Source organism: Nonomuraea sp. NPDC050394, assembly GCF_044459065.1.
Classification (GTDB): Bacteria; Actinomycetota; Actinomycetes; order Streptosporangiales; family Streptosporangiaceae; genus Nonomuraea.
Genome location: NZ_JBITIO010000010.1, coordinates 222,077 through 247,683, shown reverse-complemented (window position 1 = coordinate 247,683; position 25,607 = coordinate 222,077). Strand labels below are relative to the sequence as shown.

Annotated in this window: 21 protein-coding genes; 10 read left to right on the top strand and 11 right to left on the bottom strand. The window is 71.4% G+C overall.

The annotated features are described in order from the left end of the window. Positions 1-2 precede the first annotated feature (2 nt). From ACIBKY_RS34465 to ACIBKY_RS34440, 6 genes are read left to right on the top strand one after another with little or no spacing between them, the layout of a single operon-like run. Positions 3-758: an ATP-binding cassette domain-containing protein gene (locus ACIBKY_RS34465; protein WP_397103328.1), complete on the top strand. Its 756-nt coding sequence runs from the start codon at positions 3-5 to the stop codon at positions 756-758. Further along, positions 755-1,948 carry a sugar ABC transporter permease gene (locus tag ACIBKY_RS34460; protein ID WP_397103326.1) on the top strand — a complete coding sequence of 398 codons (1,194 nt, stop codon included), beginning with the start codon at positions 755-757 and terminating at the stop codon, positions 1,946-1,948. Before ACIBKY_RS34465 ends, ACIBKY_RS34460 begins: the two co-directional genes overlap by 4 nt. Beyond that, a complete protein-coding gene (locus tag ACIBKY_RS34455) occupies positions 1,948-3,399 on the top strand; it encodes an FGGY family carbohydrate kinase (protein ID WP_397103324.1) in 1,452 nt (483 codons plus the stop codon). Before ACIBKY_RS34460 ends, ACIBKY_RS34455 begins: the two co-directional genes overlap by 1 nt. Beyond that, positions 3,396-4,856 (top strand): FGGY-family carbohydrate kinase, encoded by a 1,461-nt coding sequence (locus ACIBKY_RS34450; protein WP_397103322.1) that lies wholly within the window; start codon positions 3,396-3,398, stop codon positions 4,854-4,856. Before ACIBKY_RS34455 ends, ACIBKY_RS34450 begins: the two co-directional genes overlap by 4 nt. Beyond that, the gene (locus ACIBKY_RS34445) at positions 4,853-5,446 is read left to right on the top strand and encodes a histidine phosphatase family protein (protein ID WP_397103320.1); all 594 of its coding nucleotides are present in this window, start codon (positions 4,853-4,855) and stop codon (positions 5,444-5,446) included. Before ACIBKY_RS34450 ends, ACIBKY_RS34445 begins: the two co-directional genes overlap by 4 nt. Further along, on the top strand, positions 5,443-6,462 hold the full coding sequence (locus ACIBKY_RS34440; protein ID WP_397103318.1) for a 2-hydroxyacid dehydrogenase: 1,020 nt from the start codon (positions 5,443-5,445) through the stop codon (positions 6,460-6,462). Before ACIBKY_RS34445 ends, ACIBKY_RS34440 begins: the two co-directional genes overlap by 4 nt. Here ACIBKY_RS34440 and ACIBKY_RS34435 read toward each other — a convergent pair. From ACIBKY_RS34435 to ACIBKY_RS34410, 6 genes are all read right to left on the bottom strand, one after another. Next, positions 6,452-7,279, bottom strand: a complete 828-nt coding sequence (locus ACIBKY_RS34435) for a carbohydrate ABC transporter permease (RefSeq protein WP_397103316.1) — start codon at positions 7,277-7,279, stop codon at positions 6,452-6,454. The two genes, ACIBKY_RS34440 and ACIBKY_RS34435, sit on opposite strands and share 11 nt — an antisense overlap. Beyond that, the gene (locus tag ACIBKY_RS34430) at positions 7,276-8,157 is read right to left on the bottom strand and encodes a carbohydrate ABC transporter permease (protein WP_397103314.1); all 882 of its coding nucleotides are present in this window, start codon (positions 8,155-8,157) and stop codon (positions 7,276-7,278) included. Before ACIBKY_RS34430 ends, ACIBKY_RS34435 begins: the two co-directional genes overlap by 4 nt. A 49-nt stretch (positions 8,158-8,206) precedes the next feature. Continuing rightward, on the bottom strand, positions 8,207-9,505 hold the full coding sequence (locus tag ACIBKY_RS34425) for an ABC transporter substrate-binding protein (protein WP_379612434.1): 1,299 nt from the start codon (positions 9,503-9,505) through the stop codon (positions 8,207-8,209). A gap of 109 nt (positions 9,506-9,614) precedes the next feature. After that, positions 9,615-10,394 carry an AMP-binding protein gene (locus ACIBKY_RS34420; RefSeq protein WP_397103311.1) on the bottom strand — a complete coding sequence of 260 codons (780 nt, stop codon included), beginning with the start codon at positions 10,392-10,394 and terminating at the stop codon, positions 9,615-9,617. A 392-nt stretch (positions 10,395-10,786) separates the two neighbouring features. After that, positions 10,787-13,147, bottom strand: a complete 2,361-nt coding sequence (locus ACIBKY_RS34415; protein WP_397103309.1) for a tetratricopeptide repeat protein — start codon at positions 13,145-13,147, stop codon at positions 10,787-10,789. 20 nt (positions 13,148-13,167) lie between these two features. Continuing rightward, positions 13,168-15,576, bottom strand: coding sequence for a LuxR C-terminal-related transcriptional regulator (locus tag ACIBKY_RS34410; RefSeq protein WP_397103307.1), 2,409 nt, complete (start codon positions 15,574-15,576; stop codon positions 13,168-13,170). A gap of 141 nt (positions 15,577-15,717) precedes the next feature. On the opposite strand from ACIBKY_RS34410, the gene ACIBKY_RS34405 reads away from it, so the two are divergent. After that, positions 15,718-17,583, top strand: coding sequence for an ABC transporter ATP-binding protein (locus ACIBKY_RS34405; RefSeq protein ID WP_397103305.1), 1,866 nt, complete (start codon positions 15,718-15,720; stop codon positions 17,581-17,583). On the opposite strand, the gene ACIBKY_RS34400 is transcribed toward ACIBKY_RS34405, so the two are convergent. After that, complete coding sequence (locus ACIBKY_RS34400; RefSeq protein WP_397103303.1) at positions 17,580-18,503, bottom strand: aldo/keto reductase; 924 nt, start codon at positions 18,501-18,503, stop codon at positions 17,580-17,582. The two genes, ACIBKY_RS34405 and ACIBKY_RS34400, sit on opposite strands and share 4 nt — an antisense overlap. A 69-nt stretch (positions 18,504-18,572) precedes the next feature. Between ACIBKY_RS34400 and ACIBKY_RS34395 the strand changes: the two genes are divergently transcribed. Both ACIBKY_RS34395 and ACIBKY_RS34390 read left to right on the top strand, forming a co-directional pair. Next, positions 18,573-18,941 (top strand): MerR family transcriptional regulator, encoded by a 369-nt coding sequence (locus ACIBKY_RS34395; protein WP_397103301.1) that lies wholly within the window; start codon positions 18,573-18,575, stop codon positions 18,939-18,941. Between the two features lie 36 nt (positions 18,942-18,977). Then, positions 18,978-20,435 carry a peptidoglycan D,D-transpeptidase FtsI family protein gene (locus ACIBKY_RS34390; protein ID WP_397103300.1) on the top strand — a complete coding sequence of 486 codons (1,458 nt, stop codon included), beginning with the start codon at positions 18,978-18,980 and terminating at the stop codon, positions 20,433-20,435. A gap of 80 nt (positions 20,436-20,515) precedes the next feature. Here ACIBKY_RS34390 and ACIBKY_RS34385 read toward each other — a convergent pair whose 3' ends face one another. Then, a complete protein-coding gene (locus ACIBKY_RS34385; protein WP_184960354.1) occupies positions 20,516-21,154 on the bottom strand; it encodes a TetR family transcriptional regulator in 639 nt (212 codons plus the stop codon). Between the two features lie 80 nt (positions 21,155-21,234). On the opposite strand from ACIBKY_RS34385, the gene ACIBKY_RS34380 reads away from it, so the two are divergent. Continuing rightward, positions 21,235-22,527, top strand: a complete 1,293-nt coding sequence (locus tag ACIBKY_RS34380) for a GH1 family beta-glucosidase (RefSeq protein WP_397103298.1) — start codon at positions 21,235-21,237, stop codon at positions 22,525-22,527. Here ACIBKY_RS34380 and ACIBKY_RS34375 read toward each other — a convergent pair. The 3 genes from ACIBKY_RS34375 to ACIBKY_RS34365 all read right to left on the bottom strand — a co-directional run bounded on the left by ACIBKY_RS34375 (position 22,509) and on the right by ACIBKY_RS34365 (position 25,426). Then, the gene (locus ACIBKY_RS34375) at positions 22,509-23,609 is read right to left on the bottom strand and encodes an NAD(P)/FAD-dependent oxidoreductase (protein WP_397103296.1); all 1,101 of its coding nucleotides are present in this window, start codon (positions 23,607-23,609) and stop codon (positions 22,509-22,511) included. The genes ACIBKY_RS34380 and ACIBKY_RS34375 overlap by 19 nt on opposite strands. Positions 23,610-23,673: 64 nt before the next feature. Further along, positions 23,674-24,519, bottom strand: a complete 846-nt coding sequence (gene sigJ / locus ACIBKY_RS34370) for an RNA polymerase sigma factor SigJ (RefSeq protein ID WP_397103594.1) — start codon at positions 24,517-24,519, stop codon at positions 23,674-23,676. 16 nt (positions 24,520-24,535) lie between these two features. Further along, complete coding sequence (locus ACIBKY_RS34365) at positions 24,536-25,426, bottom strand: coiled-coil domain-containing protein (RefSeq protein WP_397103294.1); 891 nt, start codon at positions 25,424-25,426, stop codon at positions 24,536-24,538. Positions 25,427-25,607 lie beyond the last annotated feature (181 nt).

The window sequence follows — 25,607 nt, the reverse complement described above, 5'->3', positions numbered from 1 at the left end:
CCATGCCCCCGATCCTCTCCCTGCGCGGGATCACCAAGACCTTCGGCGCGGTCGCCGCGCTCACCGACGTCGACCTGGACGTGCGCGCCGGCCAGGTCGTCGCGGTGGTCGGCGACAACGGCGCGGGCAAGTCCACCCTGGTCAAGGTCCTGTCGGGCGTCCACCCGCAGGACGGCGGGACGATCACCTTCGACGGCGGGCGGACCGCGATCCCCACCCCCGCCGCGGCCCAGCGGCTCGGCATCGCCACCGTCTTCCAGGACCTGGCGCTGTGCGAGAACCTCAACGTGATCGAGAACCTCTTCCTCGGCCAGGAGATCCGCCCGCTCCGGCTGGACGACGTGGCCATGGAGACCCGCTCGCACGACCTGCTCAAGCAGCTGTCGGCGAAGATCCCCAACCTGCGCGCGCCGGTCGCCGGGCTCTCCGGCGGCCAGCGCCAGACCGTGGCCATCGCCCGCTCGCTGCTCGGCGAGCCGAAGGTCATCATCCTGGACGAGCCGACCGCCGCGCTGGGCGTGGCCCAGACCGCCGAGGTGCTCAACCTCGTCGAGCGGCTCAGGGAGAACGACCTGGGCGTCATCATGATCAGCCACAACATGGCCGACGTGAAGGCGGTGGCCGACAAGGTCGCGGTGCTGAGACTCGGGCGCAACAACGGCGTGTTCGACGCCGCCGAGGTCTCGGCCGAGGAGATCGTCGCCGCCATCACCGGCGCGAGCGACAACGTGGTGAGCAGAAGGGCGGCGCGCTCATGACCACAACCCTGCAGAAGCAGCGGCTCAAAGGCACCGTGGAGAGCGTACGCGGCGGGGACCTGGGCGTGATCCCGGTCGTCGTCGGGCTCGTGGTGATCTGGACGGTCTTCCAGATACTCAACCCGGTCTTCCTGTCCAGCCGCAACCTGGTCGACCTGGCCATGGACTCGGCCCCCGTCGGGATCATGGCGCTGGGCATCGTGTGCGTCCTGCTGGTCGGTCAGATCGACCTGTCCGTCGGCTCGGTCAGCGGCCTGTCCGGCGCGGTGCTCGCGGTGCTCTTCGTCGACCGTGGCCTGCCGGTCGTGGTCGCGATCCTCGCCGCGATGGCGCTGGGCGCGCTCATCGGCTACCTGTACGCCCAGTTGTTCAACCGCTTCGGCGTCCCGAGCTTCGTCATCACGCTCGCCGGGCTGCTGGCCTTCCTCGGGCTGCAGCTGTGGGTGCTGCGCGGCAAGGGCGCGATCAACCTGCCCTTCGAGTCGGGACTGGTGAACTTCGCCCAGCTCAGCTTCGTGCCGCCGTGGCTGGCCTACGTACTCGTGGCCGTGGCCGCCGGATGGCTGTTCGTCTCGGGCTTCCTGCACGCCCGCGCCAGGCGCGACGCCGGGCTGCCCGCACGGGGCCTGACCGGGCTGCTGGTGCGCAGCGGAGCGCTGCTGATCGGTCTCGGCGCCGTGGTCTGGTACCTCAACCAGGCCCGCGGCGTCGGCTGGATGTTCGTCCTGTTCGTGGCGATGGTGCTGGTCATGCACTATCTGCTCTCCCGGACGAAGTGGGGCAAGTCCGTCTACGCCGTCGGCGGCAACGTCGAGGCGGCCCGGCGCGCCGCGATCAACGTGAAGGCCACCTACACCTCGGTGTTCGTCCTGTGCAGCACGTTCGCCGCGATCGGCGGCATTCTCATGGCGTCCAGGCTCGCCGCCGCCAACCAGAGCAGTGGCACCGGCGACGTCAACCTCAACGCGATCGCCGCCGCGGTGATCGGCGGCACCAGCCTGTTCGGCGGGCGCGGCACCGCCTTCGGCGCGCTGCTCGGCATCGTCGTCATCCAGTCGATCTCCAGCGGCCTGACACTGCTGAACCTCGACTCCTCGATCCGCTTCATGGTCACCGGGGCCGTCCTCCTGCTCGCCGTGATCGTGGACTCGGTCGCGCGCAGGTCGCGTACCTCCCACGGCAGGGCGTGATGGCGGCCATCTGCGTCGACGCCGGGACCACGGTGATCAAGGCGGTCGGCTACACCGCCGACGGGACCGAGTCCGCCGTGGCCCGCCGTTCCGTGGCCGTCTCCCGGCCCGCCCCCGGCCACGCCGAGCAGGACATGGACGCGGTCTGGACGGCGGTCGCCGCCGTGGTCGCCGAGGTGGCGGCCGAGGTCGGCCCGGTCGACTTCCTGGCGCTGACCGCCCAGGGCGACGGCTGCTGGCCGGTCGGCCCGGACGGCGCGCCCACGGGCCCGGCCATCCTGTGGAACGACGCCAGGGCCGCCGGGATCGTCCGCGGCTGGAACCGCTCCGGCGTCTCCGAGCGGGCCTTCCGCGTCAACGGCTCCGCCCCCGCCTCCGGGCTGCCGAGCGCGATCCTCGCCTGGCTCTCCGCCCACGACCCGGACCGCCTGTCCCGCTCCTCGTCGGTGCTCAACTGCGGCGGCTGGCTGTTCGCCAAGCTCACCGGGCACCTGGCCACCGACTACTCCGCCTTCACCGACCTGCTCGCCGGCCGCTACTCCGCCGAACTCCTCACGCTGTTCGGCCTTGAGCACGCGGGACGGCTGCTGCCCGAGCTGCGCCTGACCGACCGGGCCGAGCCGCTCACCCGCGCCGCCGCCGGGCAGGTCGGCTTGCCCGAGGGCACTCCGGTCGTCCTCGCGCCCTACGACATCGCCGCCACCGCGCTGGGCGCGGGCGCGGTGGCCGACGGGCAGGCCTGCGCGATCCTGGGCACCACGTTGTGCACCGAGATCGTCGTGGACCGTCCCTCGCTGGCCGGCGAGCCGTCCGGCATCACCGTCGCGCTCGGCTCCTCCTACCTGCGCGCGATGCCCACGTTCGCCGGCACCGAAGTGATCCACTGGGCCTGCCGCCTGCTGGGCCTCAGCGGTCCGGCGGAACTGGCCGACCTCGCCGCCCGGGGCACGACCGGCGCGGGCGGGCTTGCGTTCCTGCCCTACCTCTCCCCCGCCGGCGAGCGCTCGCCCTTCGTCGACCCGCAGGCCCGGGGCTCCTTCCTCGGGCTGTCGCTGGAACACGGCCGCGAACACGTCGCCAGGGCCGTCCTCGAAGGACTGGCCCTGGCCATCGCCGACTGCCTGGCCGCCGCGGGCGGCTCGCCGCACGAGCTGCGGGTCTGCGGGGGCGGGGCGGCCAGCGCGCTGTGGGTGCGGCTGATCGCGGACATGACCGGGCTGCCCGTGCTCCGCTCCGCCGACGCGGAGGCGGGCGCGCGGGGCGCGTTCCTGGTCGGGCTGGTCGCCACGGGTGCCGCGCCGTCGACGGCACAGGCCGCCGCCCAGCACGTACGGCCCGGCCGCCCCGTTCACCCATCCGGGTCAATCATGAAATTTCAGGACTTCATCGCCTTGCGGGAGGCCGCCTCGGGCACCTGGCCCCTGCTGGCGGAGTTGCGGGGCCGTACATGAGTGTCTGGGTCGGGATCGATCTCGGGACGCAGAGCGTGCGCGCCATGGCGGTCACCGGTGACGGCGAGGTGCTCGGCACGGCCGCGCGCCCGCTGACCAGCCGCCGCGACGGGGACCGGCACGAGCAGGACCCCGAGCGGTGGTGGAGCCGGCTCGCCGCGGCCTGCGCCGAGGCGCTCACGGGCGTGGAGCCCGCGGAGGTCGCGGGGGTCGCCGTGGACGCCACCTCTGGAACGATCCTGCTCACCACCAAGGACGGCGAACCGGTCACACCGGCGCTCATGTACGACGACCGGCGCGCGGCCGCGGAGCTCGACCGGGTCAACGACGTGGGCGGGCAGGTGTGGGCGCGGCTGGGGTACCAGCGGATGCAGGCCAACTGGGCACTGCCCAAGCTGCTGTGGCTCCTGCGCTCGGCCGGACCCGGTGTCCGGCTGGCGCACCAGAGCGACTTCGTCACCCGCCGCCTGGCGGGTGAGCCGGTGGCCACCGACCTGAGCAACGCGCTGAAGACCGGCGTGGACCTCATCGCCGAGGACTGGCCGGCGGCGGTCATGGACGCGCTCGGGGTGCCGCCGGACGTGCTGCCCCCTGTGGTGCGGCCGGGGGCGCGGATCGGGAGCGTCTGCGCGCGGGCCGCCGGGGAGACCGGTCTGCCCGAAGGCACTCCGATCCTGGCCGGTACCACCGACGGCTGCGCGGCCCAGCTCGGCGCGGGCGCGATCCGGGTCGGCTCCTGGAACTCGGTGCTCGGCACCACGCTCGTGCTCAAGGGCGTCACCCGCGACCTGATCCACGACCCGCTCGGCGTCGTCTACTCCCACCGGGCCCCGGACGGCTCCTGGCTGCCCGGCGGCGCCTCCAGCACCGGCACCGGCGTCCTGTCCACGGCGCTGCCCGGCCGCGACCTCACCACCCTGAGCCACAAGGCCACCACCCGCGACCAAGGCACCCGCGGGATCGGGGACCGGGAGGGCGCGGGGCGGTCGGTTCCGCCGGTGATCTACCCGCTGGTCTCGCCCGGCGAGCGCTTCCCCTTCGCCGCCGCGGACGCCCGCTCCTTCACCCTCGGCGACCCCGCCGGCGACGTGGACACCTACATGGCGATCCTGCGCGGCGCGGCCTACGTCGAACGGCTCTGCTTCGACTACCTCGACCTGCTCGGCGCCCCCGTCGACGGCGAGATCATCCTGACCGGCGGCGCCACCAGGAGCGCCTACGGCAACCAGTTGCGCGCCGACGTGCTCGGCCGCCCGGTGACGCTGCGCGAGAACGCCGAGCCCGCCCTCGGCATGGCCGCCCTGGCCGCCTCCGCCGATCTGGCCAGAACCAGGGAGATCGTCGAGCCACGGCCCCGCGACGCGGAGCCGTACCTGCGATTCGTGGAGGAGCTGCGCGCCCGGGGCTGGCTCGACGAGCGGGTGGCCCGCCACGCGACGGAGAGGACACGAGCATGACCCTGCTGCTGGCCAGGCACGGCGAGACCATCTGGCACGACGGCAACCGCTACGCGGGGCTCAGCGACGTCGCGCTGACCCCGCGCGGCGAGGAGCAGGCGCGTGAGCTGGCCGCCTGGGCCAAGGGCGCGGACCTGAGCGCCGTGTGGGCGTCCACGCTCAGCCGCGCGAAGATCACCGCCGCGGCGAGCGCGACGGCCGCCGGGGTGCCGCTGCACGTGGACGAACGGCTGCGCGAGCTCGACTTCGGCCAGGGCGACGGCCTGACCGCGGCCGAGATGCGCGAGCGTTTCCCCGAGGCCCGCGCGGCCTTCGAGGCCGACCCCGCCGCCAACCCGTTGCCCGGCGGGGAGGATCCGGTCGCGGCGGCCGGGCGCTTTCTCGCCTGCCTGCGGGAGATTCCGCCCGGCCGGGTGCTGGTCGTCGCCCACACCACCGCGATCAGGCTGGCGCTGTGCGCGCTGGTCGGCCTGCCGCTGGGCGCCTACAGAAGGGCCTTCCCGAGGCTGGACAACTGCGCGATCACGGAGATCGACCTCAAGGGCGCGATCCTCCGCTACAACGCACCTACTTCCTGGAGCCGCACGTGACTGTCCGTGTGCTCGCCGCCGGCGATCACTTCGTACTCAACCGCCTGCTCGTGGCGGCCATGCGCCGCGAGGTGCCCTCGGGACTTGCGGTCGGGGAGCTGACGCTGCCCTGGCCGGTGGTGCCGTTCGGCCCCGTGGGCGAGGTGCGGGAGGCCTCCGACGTCGAGGAGTCGCTGATCGAGGCGCTGCGCGGGGTCGAGGTCTGCGTCACGCAGATGGCGCCGCTGACCGAGCGGGTGCTGGCCGAGGCCAAGGAGCTCAGGCTGTTCTGCGTCACCCGCGGCGGGCCGGTCAACGCCAACCTGGCCGCGGCCACGAAGGCGGGGGTCGCGGTGACGTTCGCGCCGGGCCGCAACGCGGTGGCCACCGCCGAGCACACGGTGGCGCTCCTGCTGGCGGCCACCCGCCGCATCCCGCAGACGCACGCCGACCTGGCCGCGGGCGTCTGGCGCGGCGACTACTACGTCTACGACAACGTCGGCCCCGAGCTGGAGGGCGGCACGGTCGGCCTGGTCGGCTACGGCGCGATCGGCAGCCGCGTGGCCCGCATGCTGCGCGGGTTCGGGGCCGAGGTGCTGGTGCACGACCCGTACGTGGAGCTGGAGGAGTCGGTGGAGCTGCCCGAGCTGCTGGCCCGCTCGCGGTTCCTGTCGCTGCACGCCCGCGCCACCCCCGAGACCGACGCGATGATCGGCGCCGCCGAGCTGGCCGCCCTGCCGCGCGGCTCGGTCGTGGTCAACTCCGCCCGCGGCTCCCTGCTGGACTACGACGCGCTCTGCGACGCGCTGGAGTCCGGCCACCTGTTCGGCGCGGCGCTTGACGTCTTCCCCGAGGAGCCCATCCCGGCCGGCTCGCGCCTGCTCACCACGCCGAACCTGGTGATGACCCCGCACCTGGCCGGCGGCAGCAAGCAGACGGCGGCCAACGCCGCGCGCATCGCCGCCGAGGAGGTCGGCCGCTACACGCGCGGCGAGCCGCTGGCCCACCTCGCCAACCCGGAACTGCTCAGCCCTTGAGCGCGCCGGCCATCAGCCCGCGCATGAAGAAGCGGCCGAGCAGGACATAGATGATCATCGTCGGGATCGAGGCCAGGATCGCCGCCGCCATCTGCTGGCTGTACGGCGTGGCCTGCGCCCCGGCGATGTTGTTGAGCATGACGGTCGTCGGCCAGCTCCTGGGCCCGGTGATGAACACGGCGAACAGGAAGTCGTTCCACAACGAGGTGAACTGCCAGATGATCACCACGGCGATGGCCGGGCCCGAGACGGGCAGCACGACCGACCAGTAGGTGCGCAGCATGCCGGCGCCGTCCACCCGGGAGGCCTCGATGAGCTCGTCCGGGATGGTGACGTAGTAGTTGCGGAAGATCAGCGTGCAGATCGGGATGCCGTAGACCACGTGGGCGAGGATCAGCCCCGGCAGGCCGCCGTAGAAGACGCCCTGGACGCCGAACAGGTCGTTGAGGCTCACCAGCAGCTCGACCAGCGGGATCATCACGCCCTGGTAGGGGATGAACATGCCGAAAAGGAACAGCGTGAACAGCAGGTCCGCGCCGGGGAAGCGCCACTTGGACAGCACGTAGCCGTTCATGGAGCCCAGCGCGCACGACAGCAGCGAGCCGGGTACCGCGAGGAGCACGCTGTTCCAGATGCCGGGGGCCAGCTTCTCCCACGCCACCCGCCAGGGCTCCAGCGTCCAGGTCTGGGGCAGGGCCCACGCCTGTGACGGGTCCGCCTCGGTGAGCGGCTTGAAGCTGGTCGCCAGCAGGACGTAGATCGGGATGAGGAAGACCACCACGAAGGCGAGCAGAAGGGTCAGGCGCACGGCCTTCATGAACGCCTGTCCTTCCGTACGGTCCAGATGAGGTAGGGGATCACGAAGATCGCGACGCTGAGCACGATGTACGTGGCGATGGTGGCGCCCTTGGCCGGGTCTTGGGAGTCGAAGACCGCCACCCACATGAAGACCGCGGGCACGTCGGTGATGATCTGCTTGCCGGACACCGCCACGATCAGGTCGAAGACCTTGAGCGAGATGTGCCCGAGGATGATCAGCGCCGACAGCGTGACGGGCCGCAGCAGCGGCAGCACGATGTGCCGGTAGACGCCCCACTCGGTGCAGCCGTCGACCCGGGCGGCCTCACGAAGCTCCTCCGGCACGCCACGGAAGCCCGCCAGGAAGAGTGCCATGACATATCCGGACATCTGCCAGATGGCGGGAATCGCCATCGCGGCCATCCCCCAGTCCTGATCACGGAACCACGCCCACTGCGGCAACCCGATCGTGTCGAACAACCGGTTCAGGCCGACCGCCCGCTCCCCGGTGCCCGAGTTCATGAGCCACCGCCACACGATGCCGGTCGCCACGAACGAGATCGCCATCGGGAACAGGTAGATCGCCCGGAACGTGCCCTCGCCCCTGATCCCCTTCTCCATGAGGAAGGCCAGGAACCAGCCGAGCAGCAGCGCGCCCAGCACGAACACGACCGTGAACAGGATCGCGTGGTTGACCGAGAGGTGCCACCTCTCCAGGTCCCAGATGTCGATGAAGTTCTTCAGCCCGACGAAGTTCCCCTCGGCCACCTCGCTGTGCTTGTCCGTCATGGCCAGCTGGACGTTCCAGCCGAGCATGCCGTACACGAAGACGCCGATCGCCACGATGGACGGCGCCACGAGGAGGAGCCCAGGCAGCCAGGTGCGTGCCCGTCTCACAACCAGTCCTTTCCAAAGGGGGTACGGCCCGGCCGTACCCCCTTTGATGTCACTGCGCGTTGGCCATGGCCGCGTCGGCCAGACCCTTCTGCAGCGCTGCCACGTCCTGCTTGCCCAGGTAGAGACCGACCTGCTCGTTGATCGCCGTGAGCCACGGCTGGCTGACCGCCACGCCGTGCTGGACGGATCCGGCCAGCTTGTTGCCCGACCAGTCCTTCAGCGCGTCACCGAGGTAGTCGGTGTACAGGGCGGCGTCGGCGTCCTTGCGTGCCGGGATGGAGCCCTTCTTCGGGTTGAAGGCGTCCTGGCCCTCCTTGCTGGCCGCCACCTTCAGCCACGCGAGCGCGCCCTCTCGGTTCTTGGCGCCCTTGGGCAGGGTGAAGCTGTCCGACAGCCACAGGTAGGTGCCCTCGGTGCCGGGCGCGGGCGCCCAGTCGAAGTCGGTCTTCGACGTCTTGCCGAGGCCGCCGTCCGGCGGGTTGTGGAAGTAGCCGTAGGCCCAGTCGCCCATGATGTTGAAGGCCGCCTGGCCGTCGGCCACCTGCTTGGCGGCGGGCTGCCAGTCGTCCTGCGGGTCACCGGCGAACGACATGATCGTCTTGAAGTTCTCCAGCGCCTTGGTCACCTCGGGGGCGGCCCAGTTGGCGCCCGGCTTGAAGAGCGCGTTGTAGCCGTCGGTGCCCAGCGAGCCGAGCATGACGTTCTCCAGCAGGTGGGTGACCGTCCACTCCGAGCCGATGGAGAGCGGGATCTTGCCCTTGGCCTTGACCTTGCCCAGCGCGGCGATGAAGTCCTCGATCGTCTTCGGCGCCCCCGCGACCCCGGCCTCCTTCAGGACCGCCGGGTTGAACCACAGCACGTTGGAGCGGTGGATGTTCACCGGCACCGAGTAGATCTTGCCGTCCACGCTGATCTGCTCGACCAGCTGGGCCGGGTAGACGTCCTTGAGCTTCAGCTCGTCATACAGCGAGGTGAGGTCCTCCAGTTGCCCGGCCTTGATGTAGCCCTGCAACTCGGCGCCCGCGTGACCCTGGAAGGAGTCCGGGGGCTCGCCGCCCTGCAGCTTGGTCTGGAGCAGAGCCTTCGCCTTGTCCCCCGAACCGCCCGCGACCGCGGCGTCCAGGAACTTCAGGTTCGGGTTCTGGGTTTCAAATATCTTCCGCATCGCGGCCAGACCGTCGGCCTCACCGGGCCCGGTCCACCAGGAGAAGACCTCGACGTCGCTCGACGCAGCCTTCGTAGCGCCATCGGTGGCCTGGCCTGCGGGTGTGTTCCCACCGCCACAGGCGGTCACTCCGAGCAGGCCAGCCATCGTGATCGCGACGGCTGCCAACCACCGTCGTCGCATCGCACACCGTCCCTTCGAGACCCCCGAACGAACTCAGGTTGACAACGTTGTCAGTAGGGCCATCAACCCACTTCGCCCGCGGCGACGTCAAGGCATGCGCGATAACAGCTCAGAGACGTTCGAACCCACCGCCCGGTCCGGTCACGACCGTGACGCCGAAGTCGTGCTTGGTGCCCGGCAGATCCACGGCGTCCGACGTGGCCGCCGCCACCACCAGCGCGCCGCTCAGCACCGCCAGCCCGACCAGCGCGATCAGATCGCACCCGTCATCGGGCTTCCAGGTGGCCAGAACCACGTCGGACTCGGACAGCTTCACCCGCTCGTCCAGCTCCGCCATCCGCGCCAGCAGCTCCGCCTGGCCCATCCGGCGACCGCCGGACAGCACCAGCGCGTCCTGCAGCCGGGCGTCGATCGTCGGTAAGGGCGCCGGCTCCAGATTCAGCAGGTCCTCGAAGTCGATCGTGTCGACCACGGAACCGAAGGCGATCACCTGCCGGACCCGCGATTCCTCCACCGCCCGCAGCGACAGTGGCGCCAGGTCCGGCGTGGTGATCAGCGTCCGCGCGTCACACTCGGAAAGCCGCTCGGCCAGTTCCGCCCCCGACAGGCGCGGGTCGAGCGGCGCGGCGACGCCTCCGGCCGCGAGCACCGTGTGAACGGCCAGCGTCTGCGCGCAGGCCGTGCTCACATGGACACCCACGACCTGCTCACGCCTGGCGCCCCTGCGTACCATCCCGGACGCCGCCCTGGTCACCTCGGTGACCAGCCTGCGATAGCTGTACACGAGGCCGCCATGGAGATCCACGAGCGCCGGCCGGTCCCCTCGTTCGTAGGCCCGGCCGAACACCTCGTTGGTCACGGTGCCCGCAGACGAGACGATCGGCTTCATGCTTAGGACGGTACGGCGGGCATGCGTACCGCAGCATCCACCGATGTATGTATACCGATGTGCATTCACCGGTTCCTCGACAGTTCGTCAACCGAATCCGTTGCGGGGGCGGGCTCGAGCCCTGCGCGGCTCGAGCCCGCTGTCGCGTGCCCCAGACCAAAACCCCCACCCCTCCGAGGAGGCCCTGATCCGTGATGGGCACGCGACGCTCCCGGCGGACCGGCCGGGCGCGCCTCCGGTGTGGGCACCCCGGAGCACCGGGGTTCGGAGGTTGGCGCCAGTCGGCCGATCACATGGCAAACGCTAGGCCGACCGGGAGCGCGGCACATGCACTGAGATGGCCATTCGAGGATGTATCCGCCGGTGCGGAAAGATGTGTAGAGAGGTTGCGCTCAGCGCTGCTCGATGACCCAGGCGGCGATCTGTGTACGCGTGCCGAACCCCAGCTTGGCCAGGATGTTGGCCACGTGCCGCGCCGCCGTCGCCGGGCTGATGACCAGCTCGTCGGCGATCCCCTTGTTGCTCAGCCCCCGTGAGACCAGCTCGGCCACTTCCAGTTCCCTGGCCGTCAGCTTGCTGTCCTGGCCCATCGGCACCACAGGCACGTCAGAACGCTCGGGCAGGGTGCCGTCGAGCGCGCACCGCACCGCGTCGTCCGCGCTCATCGCCGCCCCCTCCGCCCACAGCTGCGCCACCAGCGCCTCCCCCAGGCTGCGGCGCGCCGGCGCGAGGATCTCCTCCTCCCGCGCCTCGGGACGGCGCTCGCGCAGCGCCACCGATGCCGACATCAGCAGCACCGCGCGCCGCTCGTCGCCCTCGGCCACGAGCAGCCCGGCCCACGCCTCCAGCCGGCGGGCGATGCCCGTGCGCAGGCCGGCGTCACGGCTGAGCTCCAGCGCCTCGGTCAGCCGCGCCCGCGCCTCGCGCAGGTCACCCTCCTCCAGCGCCACCCTGCCGAGCCCGGCCAGGCAGCTGATGGTCTGCTGGCGGGCGTCGACGTGGCGTACCAGGCGCAGGCCGCTCTCGTAGTGGCGCTTGGCGGTCGCGCTGTCGCCCACCCGGCGCGCCACCTGGGCCAGGCCGATGTGCCCGTTGGACAGGCCCCAGTGGTTGTCGAGCCGCTCGCACAGCGCCAGCACCTCCTCGAAGGCCCGCCGCGCCTCGTGCAGCCGGCCGTCGTGCAGGGCCAGGCCCGCCCTGGCGCCCTGCGCGATCGAGGCCAGGATCGCGTCGCCGCTCCTGGCCGCCACTTCCAGCGCCTGCCGCAGCGGCTCCTGCTCGCCGGAGGTCTGGGCGCGCAGGATCATGCCCACGGCCTCGCCGTAGCTGTCGCCCGCGGACCTGCACATCCCGAGGCCGGCACGCGCGCACCGCGCGGCGGTGGCGAGGTCGCCGCTCTGTACGGCCAGCTCGCCGCGGAGCAAGGTCGCCTGCCCGAGGAGCCCGAGGTCGCCGGTCTCGGTCGCCAGGAGACGGTCCAGAGGCCCGGCCAGGCCGAGATTGCGGCCGCTCGCCACCAGCATGTAGCGCATGTCGGTGAGCATCCTGAGCGCGACCTCCTGGCGGCCGATCGCGATCGACCAGTCCAGCGCCGCGCCGATCTCGGTCTTGAGTCCGTCGAAGAGGTTGCCGAAGCGCTCCATCACCGCCCAGGACGTCCGCGCCCCCGGCGCCACCGCCTGCTTGAACTCCACCGCCAGCCGGGCCATCGCCGCCAGGTGCGCCCGGCGCAGGTCCATCTCCTCGTCCGTCTGGGACAACTGCTCGACCGCGTACTCCCTGACGGTCTCCAGCAGCCGGTAGCGCGCCTCACCGGCGATCTCGCCGTCCACCACGACCAGCGACTTGTCCACCAGGTCGCACAGCCGGGCGAGCACGTCCTCCTCGGGCAGCCCCTCGCCCTGGCAGACCCACTCGGCCACGTCGAGGGTCCAGCAGAAACGGAAGACCGCCAGGCGGCGCAGCAGCAGGCGCTCCTGCTCCGACAGCAACCGGTAGCTCCAGTCGACCGCCGCCCGCAGCGTGCGCTGGCGCGCCGGGGCCGTGCGGGCGCCGGCCGACAGCAGGCGGAAGCGGTCGTCGAGCCGCTCGACAAGCTGCCGCAGCGACAGCGCCCTGACCATGGCCGCGGCCAGCTCGATCGCCAGCGGCAGCCCGTCCAGGGCCTGGCACAGCCGCACCACCTGCGGCAGCACCTCGTCGCTCAGCTCGAAGCCGGGACGGACCGCGGCCGCCCTGGCGTGGAAGAGCCGCACCGCCTCCGAGCGCCGCGGATCGCCGGCCAGCGACAGCGGCGGCACCCGCCAGACCGTCTCGCCGGGCACCCGCAGCGGCTCCCTGCTGGTGGCCAGCACGGTCACCCCCGGGCAGGCGCCGACCAGGTCGCGCGAGAGCTCGGCGCACTCGCCCACCAGCTGCTCGCAGTTGTCGAGCACCACCAGCACGTGGCGCTCGCCGATCCGCTCGGGCAGGGGCGTGCCCGGGTCGGCGGCCAGCCCCAGCGCGGCCGCCACGTGGTCGGCCACGCTCGCGTCGGCACCCAGGTCGGACAGGTCGACCAGCCGGGCGCCGCCGGAGAAGCGCGGCGCGAGCCGGGCCGCCAGGCGGATCGCCAGACGCGTCTTGCCGATGCCCCCCGCCCCGCACAGCGTCACGACGCGCGCCACGTCGAGCAGCTGGACCAGCTCGTCGACATCCGACTCGCGGCCGACGAACAGATTGGGCTCGGCGGGGAGGTTCCAAGCGGTAATCATCACTCTGAGTGTGACATCGACTACTCGTTCATACCATGCTCGATCGCCCAGGTGGCCACCTGCGTCCTGGAGGTGAAGCCGAGCTTCGCCAGGATGTTGCTGACGTGCCTGGCAACGGTGGCCGGGCTGATGACCAGTTCCTCGGCCAGCTTCCTGTTGGACAGGCCCCGGGCGATGAGGCCGGCGATCTCGCGTTCGCGCTCGGTCAGGGTGCCGTCGGGCGCCACCGGGACCGGGATGCCCAGGCGGGGGCGTACGGGGGGCTCGCCGCGCACGGCGTACTCGATGGCCTGGTGCCAGGGCAGCGTGCGGCCCTCCGCCCACAGTTGCGCCACCATCGTCTCCCCCAGCGCGCGCCTGGCGGGCGCGAGGAGTTCCTGGATGCGCGCGCCGCTCATGCTGAGCAGCAGCGTGCCGCCCATCCGCTCGCGCAACGCCGAGGCCGCCGCCATCAGGCGTACGGCCCGCACGTGCTCACCCTCGCGCAGCGCCAGGTCGGCGAAGCCGTCGACCAGCTCGACCGCTACCGCCCGCTGGCCCAGGCCCGAGCTGAGCGCCAGGCTCTCGGCCAGCCGGCGCCGCGCGGTGTCGAAGTCGCCCAGCTCCGTGGCGATCCGGCCGAGCCCGGTCAGGCAGCGGATGCGCTCGCCCCGGTGGTCGATCGGGTCGAGCAGCTCCTGCGCGTACTGGTAGTGGTGGGCCGCCGCCTCCAGGTCGCCGCGGGAGTGGGCGATCTGGGCCAGGCCGATCACCGCCAGCGCCATCCCCCAGTCGTTGGCGTCGCGGTGGCTGTCGATCATCTGCTCGTACAGCCTGGCCGACTCCCTCAGCTGCCCGGCGACCTGCGCGTGCAGCGCCCTGATGTAGGTCACGAGCGAGCGTACGTACTCGTCGCCGGCCTTGCCCGCCAGCTCGGCGGCCCGGTCGAGGGTGATCTCCTCGTCGCCGGCGCCCACCGCGCACATCATCATGATCGCGAGCGCCTCGCTGATCAGATGACCGCTCGCCCGGCCCAGGCGCACCGCCTCGCGGCCGTGGCGCACCACGCCGACCGCGTCGCCGCCGAAGAAGCAGACCACCGACCTGATCGCCAGCGCGTGCGCCACCTGGCCGGGCATGACCGTGTCGGAGTCCTGCAGCAGCTCGTCGATGTGCCTGGCCGCCTCGTCGAACCGGCCGCCCGCGATGATCACCCACTGCAGGTCCGTGCACATGCGCAGGCCCCGCTCCACCTGGCCGGTACGGCGGGCGTACCCCAGTCCCGCGTACAGGTTGGGCTGCATGGCGTCGATGACCAGCGCCCGCCGGGTGATCTCCGGCCAGTGGCGCCGGTCGCAGGTCGCGATCAGGTCGCCGAGCCGCTTCGAGACCAGGAACACGCACTCCAGGTGCCGCTGCCTCAGCTCCTCCTCGTCGCCCGACTCCTGCAGCCGCTGCCTGCCGTAGTCGCGTACCGTGTCGAGCATGCGGTAGCGGATCTCGCCGCCCGCCTCGCCGTCGGCCAGCACCAGCGACTTGTCGACCAGCTCGGCCATCGTCGCCAGCACCTCGTCGGCGGCCAGTCCCGGGCACGGGCAGGTCAGCTCGGCCAGCTCCAGCGTCCAGCCGCCGCGGAAGGCGGTCAGGCGCTGCAGCAGCAGCTGCGCCGGGGCGCTCAGCATCCGGTAGCTCCACTCGACGGTGGCGAGCAGCGTGCGCTGACGGGCGGGCGCCGAGCGCGAACCGCTGGTCAGCAGCTTGAACCGGTCGGACAGGCGCGACCTGATCTGCTCCACCGACAGCACCCTGGTCATCGCCGCCGCCAGCTCGATCGCCAGCGGGATGCCTTCCAGTTCCGCGCAGAGCGCGCTGACCGCGGCGTCGTCCTGGGCCGTCCAGGTCAGCCCGCCGCCGGCCACCGACCGGTCGACGAACAGCCGCACCGCGTCGCTGCCGCCACCCGCGACCGGCAGCAGCGACAGCGGCGGCACCCGCCAGACCGTCTCGCCCAGCACCCGCAGCGGCTCGCGGCTCGTGGCCATCACCCGCAGGTCGGGGCAGGCGCCCAGGAGGTAGGTGCACAGCTCGGCGCAGTCCTCGATGAGGTGCTCGCAGTTGTCCAGCACGAGCAGCTGCTTGCCGCCGCCGACCGCCGTGGCCACCGCCTGCGCGGGGTCGCCGTCGGGCGGCACCTGCACGCCCAGCACCGCGGCCACGCGTTGCGCCAGCAGGTCACCGCAGTCGAGGTCGGCCAGCTCCACCAGCCAGACGCCGTCGCTGAACACCTCGACCGCCTCGTGCGCCACACTCAGGCACAACCGCGTCTTGCCGATGCCGCCGGTGCCGCACAAGGTCACGACACGCACCGCCATCAGCAGGCGCAACAGCTCATCCAGGTCGGACTCCCTGCCGATGAACGCGTTGGGAACCGTCGGAAGGTTCGTGGGCACCGTCGTTACTCCTCGCGGGGGGCGGGCAACAGCACTACCGACAGTGTTACACCCGTCACGCAGAATTTGGGGCCAGCCAGACCAGGCTTATCTGACCGCGGGCCAGATCGGATTGTCAGTGCCCTCCCGCACACTTCATACATGGCCGACGACGCGCTGGAAATCGGCGAGATCACCATCTCCGACTGGCACGCCCACACCGACACGATGGCCGAGGCCGGATTCCTCACCATCGCCAGGCGGCTGCCCTCGCTCATCGGGCAGGCCATGCGGCTGGCGTGGCGGGCCAGCCCGCGCGACACCGTCGCCACCGTCGCACTCAACCTGCTCGGCGGGGTGTTCACCGCGTTCGGGCTGCTGGCCACGACCGGGGTGCTGACGGCGCTGTTCAGCGACGGTCCGACGCCCGACCGGGTGGTGGCCGCGCTGCCGAGCCTGGCTCTGGTGGCGGGGGCCGCGGCGATGCGCACCGCCGTACAGGCCGGGGCCGGGTGGGCGCAGTCGCGGCTCGACCCGCAGGTGAGCCGGCTGACCGAGGAGCGACTCTACGGCCTGACCAGCAGGGTCGAGCTCGCCGCCTACGACGATCCCGACTTCCACGACGCGCTGCAGCGGGCCAGGCTGCGCGGCGTGGCCATGGCCGACTCGGTGGTCACCTCGGCCATCGACGTGGTCACCGCCGCGGTGGGGCTGCTGGCGGTGGCCGGCGTCCTGGGCGTGCTGCATCCGGTGCTGCTGCCGTTGCTGCTGCTGGCCGTCCTGCCCGACGCGTGGGCGGCGGTGCGCAGCGCCCGCATGCGCTACACCACCCTTTACGCCCTCATCCCGGCCAACCGCCGCAAATGGATCATCGCCGAGCTGCTGGCCAACCGGCAGCCCGCCGCCGAGGTGCGCTCGTTCACGATGCGCGGCTTCCTTCTGCGCATGTACGACGCGGTCGCCCGCGCCGAGCAGGAGGTTCTGCTGCGCCTGGCCAAGCGCCAGACGCTCACCCGGGTCGTGGGCGAGTCGCTGGGCGGCCTCGGCAGCGGCCTGGTCTACGTGGCGCTCGGCGTCCTGCTCGCGCTCGGCTCGATCCCGCTGGCCGTGGCCGGCACCGCGGTCCTGGCCATCCGCCAGGGCCAGTCGTCGCTGGGCAATCTCATGTACGCCACCAACCGCCTCTACGAGGAGGGCCTCTACTTCACCGACTTCCTCGACTTCTGCGAGGACGCCGAGCGCCGCCTGTCCAAGCCGCGCCCGGTGGAGGCTCCGGCGTCGTTCGCCCGGATCTCCGCCCAGGACGTCACGTTCGCCTACCCGGGCTCCGACAACCCGGCGCTGCGCGGTGTCTCCATCGAGGTCAACGAGGGCGAGGTCATCGCGTTCGTGGGCGAGAACGGCTCGGGCAAGACCACGCTGGCCAAGATCCTGTCCGGCCTCTACGAACCCGACACGGGCAGCGTGACCTGGGACGACGTCGATCTGCGCGACGTCGAGCCCGAAGCGCTGCGGCTGCGCACCGCGGTCATCGCCCAGGACCACACCCGCTGGCCCCTGACCGCCCGCTACAACATCACCATGGGCACCGGCAAGGGCGAGGAGGCGCTGGACGCCGCCGCCCGGGTGGCCGGGGCCGACGAGGTGATCGCCGACCTCCCGCACGGCTACCGCACCCTGCTCGACCGCCGCTTCAAGGACGGCCAGGAGCTGTCCGGCGGCCAGTGGCAGCGCATCGCCGTGGCCCGCGGCTTCCACCGCGACGCCCCGCTGCTGATCTGCGACGAGCCCACCGCCGCCCTCGACGCCCGCGCCGAGCACGCCCTGTTCGAACGCATCCGCGACCACGCCGACGGCCGCACGGTCCTGCTGATCACCCACCGGCTGGCCAGCGTCCGCTACGCCGACCGCATCTACGTCCTCGACCACGGCAAGGTCGTCGAGGCTGGCACCCACGCCGCCCTGATGTCGCTGAACGGCCTGTACGCCGACCTCTACACCCTGCAGTCGTCGGCCTACCGCGACTAGACGGCGGCGTCGAGGCGGTCCTTCTGGGCCGGATCGAGGCTCAGCGCGGTGGCGCCGATGGCCTCCTCCAGCTGGGCGAGCCGGGTCGCGCCCACGATCGGCACGTGCCCGTCGGCCAGCAGCCAGGCCAGCACGACCTGGTTCTGGGTGGCGCCCAGCTCGGCGGCCACCTCCCGCAGGACCGCCAGGCGGCGGGTGGTGCCGGGGTGGTCGTAGGACTCCGGCAGCGGCCGGTCGGCCCGCCCGGTGTAGGAGCCGGACATGAGCGTGTTGTAGGCCCACAGCGAGATCCCGGTGCCGGCCGCGTGTTCCAGCGTCTCCTCGGTCGCCAGCACGTGCGCGCTCTCGGCCTGCCGGGTCAGCGGGCGCGGCCGTAGGTAGGTATGGCGCAGCTGCAGGTGGGTGTACGGCATCCAGCCTTGGCCCGCCGACAGGTTCCTGGCCCGCTCCAGCCGCCAGGCGCGCATGTTGCTGGCCCCGAGAGCGCGGATCTTGCCGTCCTCGGCCAGCGCGTTGAACGCCTCCAAAGACTCCTCAAGCGGGACGGAAGCATCATCAATGTGCGACCAATACACATCGATGTAGTCGGTCCGCAATCTCGTGAGGCTGCCCTCGGCGGCCTTCGCGATCGCCGACGCCGACAGCCCCTCCATCGAGCCGAGCGTGCGGTCACCGGCGACCGTGGGCCGGGCGCCGGCCTTGGTGCCCAGCACCACCCGGTCCCGGTTGCCCCGCGCGGCGAGCCACGCCCCGATGGCCGCCTCGCTCTCGTCCCCGGTGCACCCCTCCACCCAGAAGGGGTAGTTGTTGGCCGTGTCGATCATCGTGCCGCCGGCCTCGGCGAACCGGTCGAGCAGGGCGAAGGTGTCGTCCATGGTGACGGCGGTGCCGAAGCCGATCGTGCCCAGTGCGAGTTTCATGGCGATGACTGTGGTTCCTGGAGCCCGCTCCAGGTCAAGTTTGACCTGGAGTGCACTCCAGGTGGGACGATGGGTCGCGTGAGCGTCTACACACCGTCGGAGGTCGTCGAGGAGACCGGCTTCAGCCTCGACACCCTGCGTTACTACGAGAAGATCGGGCTGCTGTCCGGCATCGAACGCAACTCCGCAGGCCAGCGCCGCTTCACCCAGCGAGACCTCGGCTGGCTGAACCTGATCCGCTGCCTGCGCGACACCGGCATGCCCATCGCCGGGATGCTGCGCTTCGCCGACCTGGTCCGCCAGGGCGAGCACACCGTCGCCGAGCGCATCGAGCTTCTCGAGGAGCACGACCGGCGGGTCAAGGAGCAGATCGCCAACCTCGCCGAGCGGCAGAAGTACATCCACCACAAGATTTCCTACTACCGCAGCGTCCTCTAGCCCTGGCTTGGGTTTCCGGCTGTTAGACCGAGGAGCATGGCCGGACCCAGGGCGAGACGGATCAACATCCCCCTGCGCCGAGTGGCGCTGATCTGCTCGGCGATGCTGTTCGCGCTGCTGGCCAACGTCACCTATCTGCAGGCGTTCGAGGCGTACAGCCTGAACGCCGATCCGCGCAACCAGCGCACGATCATCGCCAGGTTCGACCACGCCCGGGGTGACATCTCCACCTACGACGGTTCGGTGATCGCCTACAGTGAGCGCGCGTATGGCGGGCCGTACCTCTATCGGCGGGTCTATCCCGAAGGGGAGCTCTACGCACCCGCGACCGGTTACCTGTCCCTCTACCGCGAGACCGGCGTCGAACACGCGGAGGACGGCGTGTTGTCGGGGTCCGACCCCAAGGTCAAGGTACGCGCGCTGGTGAAGGACGGGAGCGCGGCGGGCGCGGACGTCCGGCTGACGATCGTGGACCGGGTGCAGCGGGCCGCCTACGACGCCTTGAAGGCGACCGGGCGGCCCGGCGCCGCCGTGGCGATCAACCCGGTGACCGGGGCGATCCTGGCGATGGCCTCCTACCCGTCCTACGACCCGAACGCCTTCGCCGGGTTCGACGCCCGCGAGCTCGCCGAGACCGACCGTCGCCTGCGCGCCGACCCCGGCAGGCCGCTGCTGAACCGCGCGCTCGGCCAGAACTACCCGCCCGGCTCGACGTTCAAGGTCGTGACCGCGGCGGCGGCGCTGGCCTCCGGCGCGTACACGCCGTCCTCTCAGGTGGACGCGCCCGTCCAGCTTCAGCTTCCCGGCACGACCACCTCCCTGGGCAACTCCGGCGGGACCTCGTGCGGCGACGGGCATCCGCCGCTGGGCTACGCCTTCCAGGTGTCGTGCAACACCGCGTTCGCCAACATCGGCCTCGACCTGGGGCCGGACACGCTGCGGGAGGGTGCGCAGGCGTTCGGGTTCGACACCGACGAGCTGACCGTGCCGCTCCCGGTGGCGGAGAGCGGCTACCCGAAGGGCATGGACCAGGCGCAGACCGCCCTGTCGGCGATCGGCCAGTACGAGGACCGGGCGACGCCGCTGATGATCGCCATGATGTCGGCGGCTGTCGCCAACCGGGGCACGCTCATGCGCCCGTACCTGGTGGAGGAGGCCCGCCTGCCCGACGGCTCGGTCATCAACCGCGCTTGGCCCACCGAGTACCGCACCACGATGCCCGAGACGGTGGCGGCCGACCTCACCGCGATGATGGTCTCCGTCACCCAGCCCGGCGGTACGGGCGCCGCCGCGGCGATCCCCGGCGTGGCGGTGGCGGCCAAGACCGGGACCGCCGAGCACGCCCGGGGGGCGGCGGCGCACGCCGTCATCACCGCCTTCGCCCCGGCCGACGCGCCGGAGGTGGCGGTGGGCGTGGTCGTGGAGAACGGCGGTTCCGGAGGCGAGACGGCCGCGCCGATCGCCCAGGCCGTCCTGCGCTCGGCACTCCCGTAGGGAAGGCGGCCGGTCTGGGAAAGCGGTCGGCCTAGGAAGGCGGTCGGCCTAGGAAGGCGGTCGGCTTAGGACGTGGTCGGCTAGGGAAGGTGGTCGGCCAGGTAGCGGCGGACCAGTTGCTTGCATTCGGCGATCAGCTCGGGGTCACCGTCCGGGTGCATGCGGAACGCCAGCTTCAGCACCGCGTCCGTGGCCTCCACCGCCACCAGCAGCGCCCGGTCCAGCCCCGACCCCGCGGGCGCGTGGAGCAGGTCGACGGTCAGCGCCCGCAGCCGGTCGGCCACGATGACGTTGTTCTCCAGCGCCGCGTCCAGTGTCCGGTTGGTGCCCTCGACCGCGGGCCCGCCGGGCGTCGGCAGCACCTCCCCGAAGTCCACCACGGCGAACCCCGGCGTCGTGCGCTTCATCGCGACGAACTCGTCGATGGCCAGGTCGACGAGGTCGGTCCAGTGCTCAAGATCGGCTCCGGCGATCCGCTCGGTCACACGCTGGAGGAACGCCTCCAGGTTGCGCATGGCCAGGGCGCGGACCAGCCCTTGCTTGTCGGGAAAGAACTGATAGAACGTGCCGATCGGGACCTCAGCTCGGCGCGCGACCTCCTTGGTGGTCAGCGCGTCATACCCCACCTGGTCGAGCAGCAGCGCGCACTCGTCGAGCATCCGCTCAACCCTCTCCACGCTGCGGCGCTGGGCGGGGCGGCGGCGCAAGGTACTCGTCATGCCCTCCATCCTGGCGCATTACCAGCAAGTACAGTCTTGCTCTTTCGGCCCGGCAATTACATGAGTGATACTCACCTCTTATGAGCACCTTCTTGTGGGGTACGGCCACTGCCGCCTACCAGATCGAGGGCGCCGTCGCGGAAGACGGCCGTGGCCCCTCGATCTGGGACACCTTCACCCACGAGCCCGGCCGCGTGCGCGACGGCCACACCGGCGACGTGGCCTGCGACCATTACCACCGCACCGCCGAGGACATCGCGCTCATGTCCGGTCTCGGCGTCAACGCCTACCGCTTCTCCATCTCCTGGCCGAGAGTTCAGCCCGGGGGCCGTACCAACGAGAAGGGCCTGGCCTTCTACGACCGCCTCGTGGACGACCTGCTGGCCGGGGGCATCACGCCGGTGCCCACCCTGTTCCACTGGGATCTGCCGCAGGAGCTCCAGGACGAGGGCGGCTGGATGAATCGCGATATTTCAGGAAAATTCGCCGATTACGCCGCCATCGTGGCCAACCGCCTGGCCGACCGGGTCGAGACGTGGATCACCCTCAACGAACCTTTCGTCCACATGGCCTTCGGCTACGCACTCGGCGTGCACGCCCCCGGCCAGAGCCTGCTGCTCGACGCCCTGCCCGCCGCCCACCACCAGCTCCTGGCCCACGGCCTGGCCACCCAGGCGCTACGCGCGGCGGGCGCCCGCGAGATCCTCATCTCCAACAACTGCACCCCGGTCTGGCCCGCCTCCGGCAGCCCGGAGGACCTCGCCGCCGCCGAGGCGTACGACACGCTGCACAACCGGCTGTTCAACGACCCCATCCTCACCGGCGCGTACCCGGACCTGTCGGCCTTCGGCAAGGAGGCCCCGCAGGACGGCCTGGACGTGATCTCCACGCCCATCGACGGCCTCGGCGTCAACTACTACAACCCCACCCGCGTCGCCGCGCCCCGGCAGGACGCCTTCCCCTTCGACGACGCCGGCATCACCGGCTACCCCACCACCGCCTTCGGCTGGCCCGTCGTCCCCGACGGCCTGCACGAACTGCTGACGGGCCTCAAGCACCGGTACGGCCGGCGACTCCCGCCCATCTACGTCACCGAGAACGGCTGCTCCCAGCCCGACAACGTCTCCCCCGACGGCACCGTCGACGACCCGGAGCGCATCGCCTTCCTCGACGGCCACCTCGCCGCGCTCCAGCGGGCCCGGCGGGACGGCGTGGACGTGCGCGGCTACTTCGTCTGGTCGCTGCTGGACAACTTCGAGTGGGCGGAGGGCTACAACCAGCGCTTCGGCCTGGTCCACGTGGACTTCGAGACGCTGCGCCGTACGCCCAAGAGCTCCTACCACTGGCTTAAGGACTACTTGGGCCACCAGTAGGAGCGCGGCAGCAGGCGGGCGACGCGCAGCGAGCCGGCCGCGTAGCGGCAGATGAGCTCCTTGACCCACGCGCCCGGGCGGCCGGGCAGGATCAGCTCGACCGGCGAGTCGTCGCGGCGCACGACCTGGATGACGCCGTCGCGGCGGCCGAGGCTGACGCACTGGATCATGTAGCGGAAGCGGAAGGGGCGGGCCGCGCGGCCACGGGCGCGGGCGTTGACGGCGTCGGCGGCGTGCGCGGCGATCGGCATCCCGACCGCGCACGACATGCGCGAGACCCCGGCCCCCGGCACGTCCACGGCGGCGGCGTCGCCGACCACGTAGACGTCGGGGTGGGAGATCGAGCGCAGGGTGGCGTCGACCAGCGTCCTGCCGCGCCGGTCCACTGCCAGCCCGGCCTTGGCCGCCAGTTCCGGCACGGCGAACGAACCGGCCCACACCACGACGTCGGCCTCGATCGGGCCCTGCGCCGTGCTGAGCCCGCCGGAGGTCACCGCCTCGACCAGCGTGTCCGTGTGGACGCTCACCCCCAGTCTGGTCAGCACCTTGGCGACATGCGCGCGGCCGCGGCGCGACAGCCCAGCGGCCGGATGGGTACCGGTGACCAGCTTGACCTGCCAGCGCGGGTACGACTCGGCCAGCTCCGTGGCCAGCTCGATCCCGGTCAGCCCGCCGCCCACGACGGCCAGGTGGCCGCCGCCCCGGCGCAGCCGTTCCCCCAGCTCGGCCGCGTTCTCGGCGGCGTAGGCGTGCTCGGCCACGCCCGGGACGCTCGTGTCGGTGAAGCTGCCCAGCGCATACACGAGCGTGTCGTAGCGGAACTCGCGCCCGTCTCCCAGCGTGAGGGTCCCGGCCTCGGCGTCGATGCCGGTGACCCGGCCCTCGACCGTCCTGATGCCGGTCCCCCGGGTCAGCTCGGCCAGCGGCGTGCTCACCGACGGCCGCCCCGCCGCCCGCTCGTGCAGCCTGATCCGCTCGGTGAAGCTGTCGTCGGCGCTGATCAGGGTGATCCGGTGGCTCCTGTCGAGGCGGAGCGCCGCCGTCATGCCCGCGTAGCCGGCTCCGATGACCACGATATCCATGTCCGTCTCCTGTCCTTCGCTTCTGCAGGGGAGACAGGACGGCCGAGGGAAATGTCTGAGTGAACTACCTCACATGGCCCAGCTTGTCGGGATTTCTCACCACATCGACCTCGGTGATCCGCCCGTCGGAGACGGTGAAGGACATGACGGTGTCCACGATGTCGCCTTCGTCGACGATCACGAAGCCCGGCCCGCCGTTGACCTCGCGCAAGTGCGCCGTCATGCCGGTGAACCAGCGCTCGACCAGCCCCATCACGACCCTGGCCACCTTCTCGGCGCCGACGACCGGCACCAGCGCCGCGCCCACCATGCCGCCGCCGTCGGCGCGCCAGACCACGTCGGGGTCGAGCACGGCCACGAGCGCCCGCAGGTCGCCGGTGGTGGCCGCCGTGGCGAAGGCCCGCACCGCCGCCGCCTGCTCGCCGCGGTCGAGCGAGCGCCGCGGCGCGTAGTCACGCACGCGCAGCCGCCCGCGCGCCGCCAGCTGCCGGACCGCGCCGGGACTCCTGCCCAGGATGCCGGCGATCTCCTCGTACGGCATCGCGAACACGTCATGCAGCACCAGCGACGTCCGCTCGGCCGGGCTCAGCCGTTCCTGGACGGCCAGCAGCGCCATGCCCACGGACTCGTCCATGGTCGCCCGGTCCTCCGGCCCCGGCTCCTCGACCACCGGCTCGGGCAGCCACGGCCCGATGTAGGACTCGCGCCTGGCGCGGGCGGAGCCGAGCTGGTCGTAGCAGATCCGGCTCACGACGGTGGTCAGGTAGGCCCGGGGACCGGTGACGGCGGCCTGGTCGGCCTGGCGCCAGCGCAGCCAGGTCTCCTGCACGGCGTCGTCGGCGTCGGCGACGCTGCCCAGCAGCCGGTAGGCCACGGCCCACAGGTGGCTGCGGTGCTCCTCGAAGTCCATCAAAACGCTGAGGCCATCAGAAGACGGAGACGTGGACGTGGTCGTAGTGGTTGGCGGTGACGCTGCCCCGGTCGGACATGGGGTCCCAGCCGCCGCCCGAGCGGATGTCGTAGTAGCGCTGCTTCCAGATGATGTACATCACGCCGAGGCGGGAGCCGTTCTTGATCAGGAACTCGGCCAGGGCGTCGCCCCGGTCGGCGTCGGCGCCGGAGGCGTAGCCGCGCGAGATCATGAAGTCGCAGGCCCGGCCCTTCCCGTGCTCGCCGGGGTCGCCGGGACGCAGGCAGCCCACTCCGTAGGGCATGGGGAAGTTCTGCATGACCTCGATCTTCACGCTGGTCATGCGCTGGGTGAGGCCCGCGCCGCCGGTCGGGGTCTGGAAGCCGTACTTGGCCAGGAGCTTCTCGACGTCGCGCCGCTTGTCGCGCATCTCCTTGATCTTCTTCTCAAGCTCCTTGATCTTGGCGTCGGCCGCCTTCTTGGCGGTGCCGGCGCTCTTGATCAGCTGCTCGATGCGCTTGACCCGGCTGGTGCGCTCGTCGGACATGTACTGCATGTTCGCGGCCTGGCCGAGCAGCATGGCGGGGTCGGCGATGGCCAGGAGCTGGGTCCCGTCGAGCGGCCCGCCCATGTAGGTGCTCTGGGCGATGGTGGCGACCTCGCTGCGCGCCGCGCCGAGCTGGCCCCGGAGCTTGTCGGCGTTCTCGGTGGCCTTCTTGGCCTGGATGCGCGCGTCTTCCAGGAACTCGATCTGGCCGCGGAAGAGCTTGTTGAGCTGGGCTGCCTGCTTCGTCAGCTTGCGCAGCTGCGCGGGGCTGCCGGGATCGGCGGTGGCGGCCTGCGGAAGGGGCGCTGCGAGCAGGCCGACGAGCACGGTGGCGATGGCGGCGAAACGCCTGACTCCCACGCTCGTCCCTCCCCTCCTAGACGTGGTGACTATAGAAGATGATCTTGGTCGTTGCCACCGGAACCGACGAACCCATGCACCATTGGCGAAGTATCTACCACTTTGTGAGGTGGCCCCGAACTTTGGGTCTTGCCGAGGACACCCCGTGGAGCGAAATTGCGAGCGAATCGTCTCTGCGAAG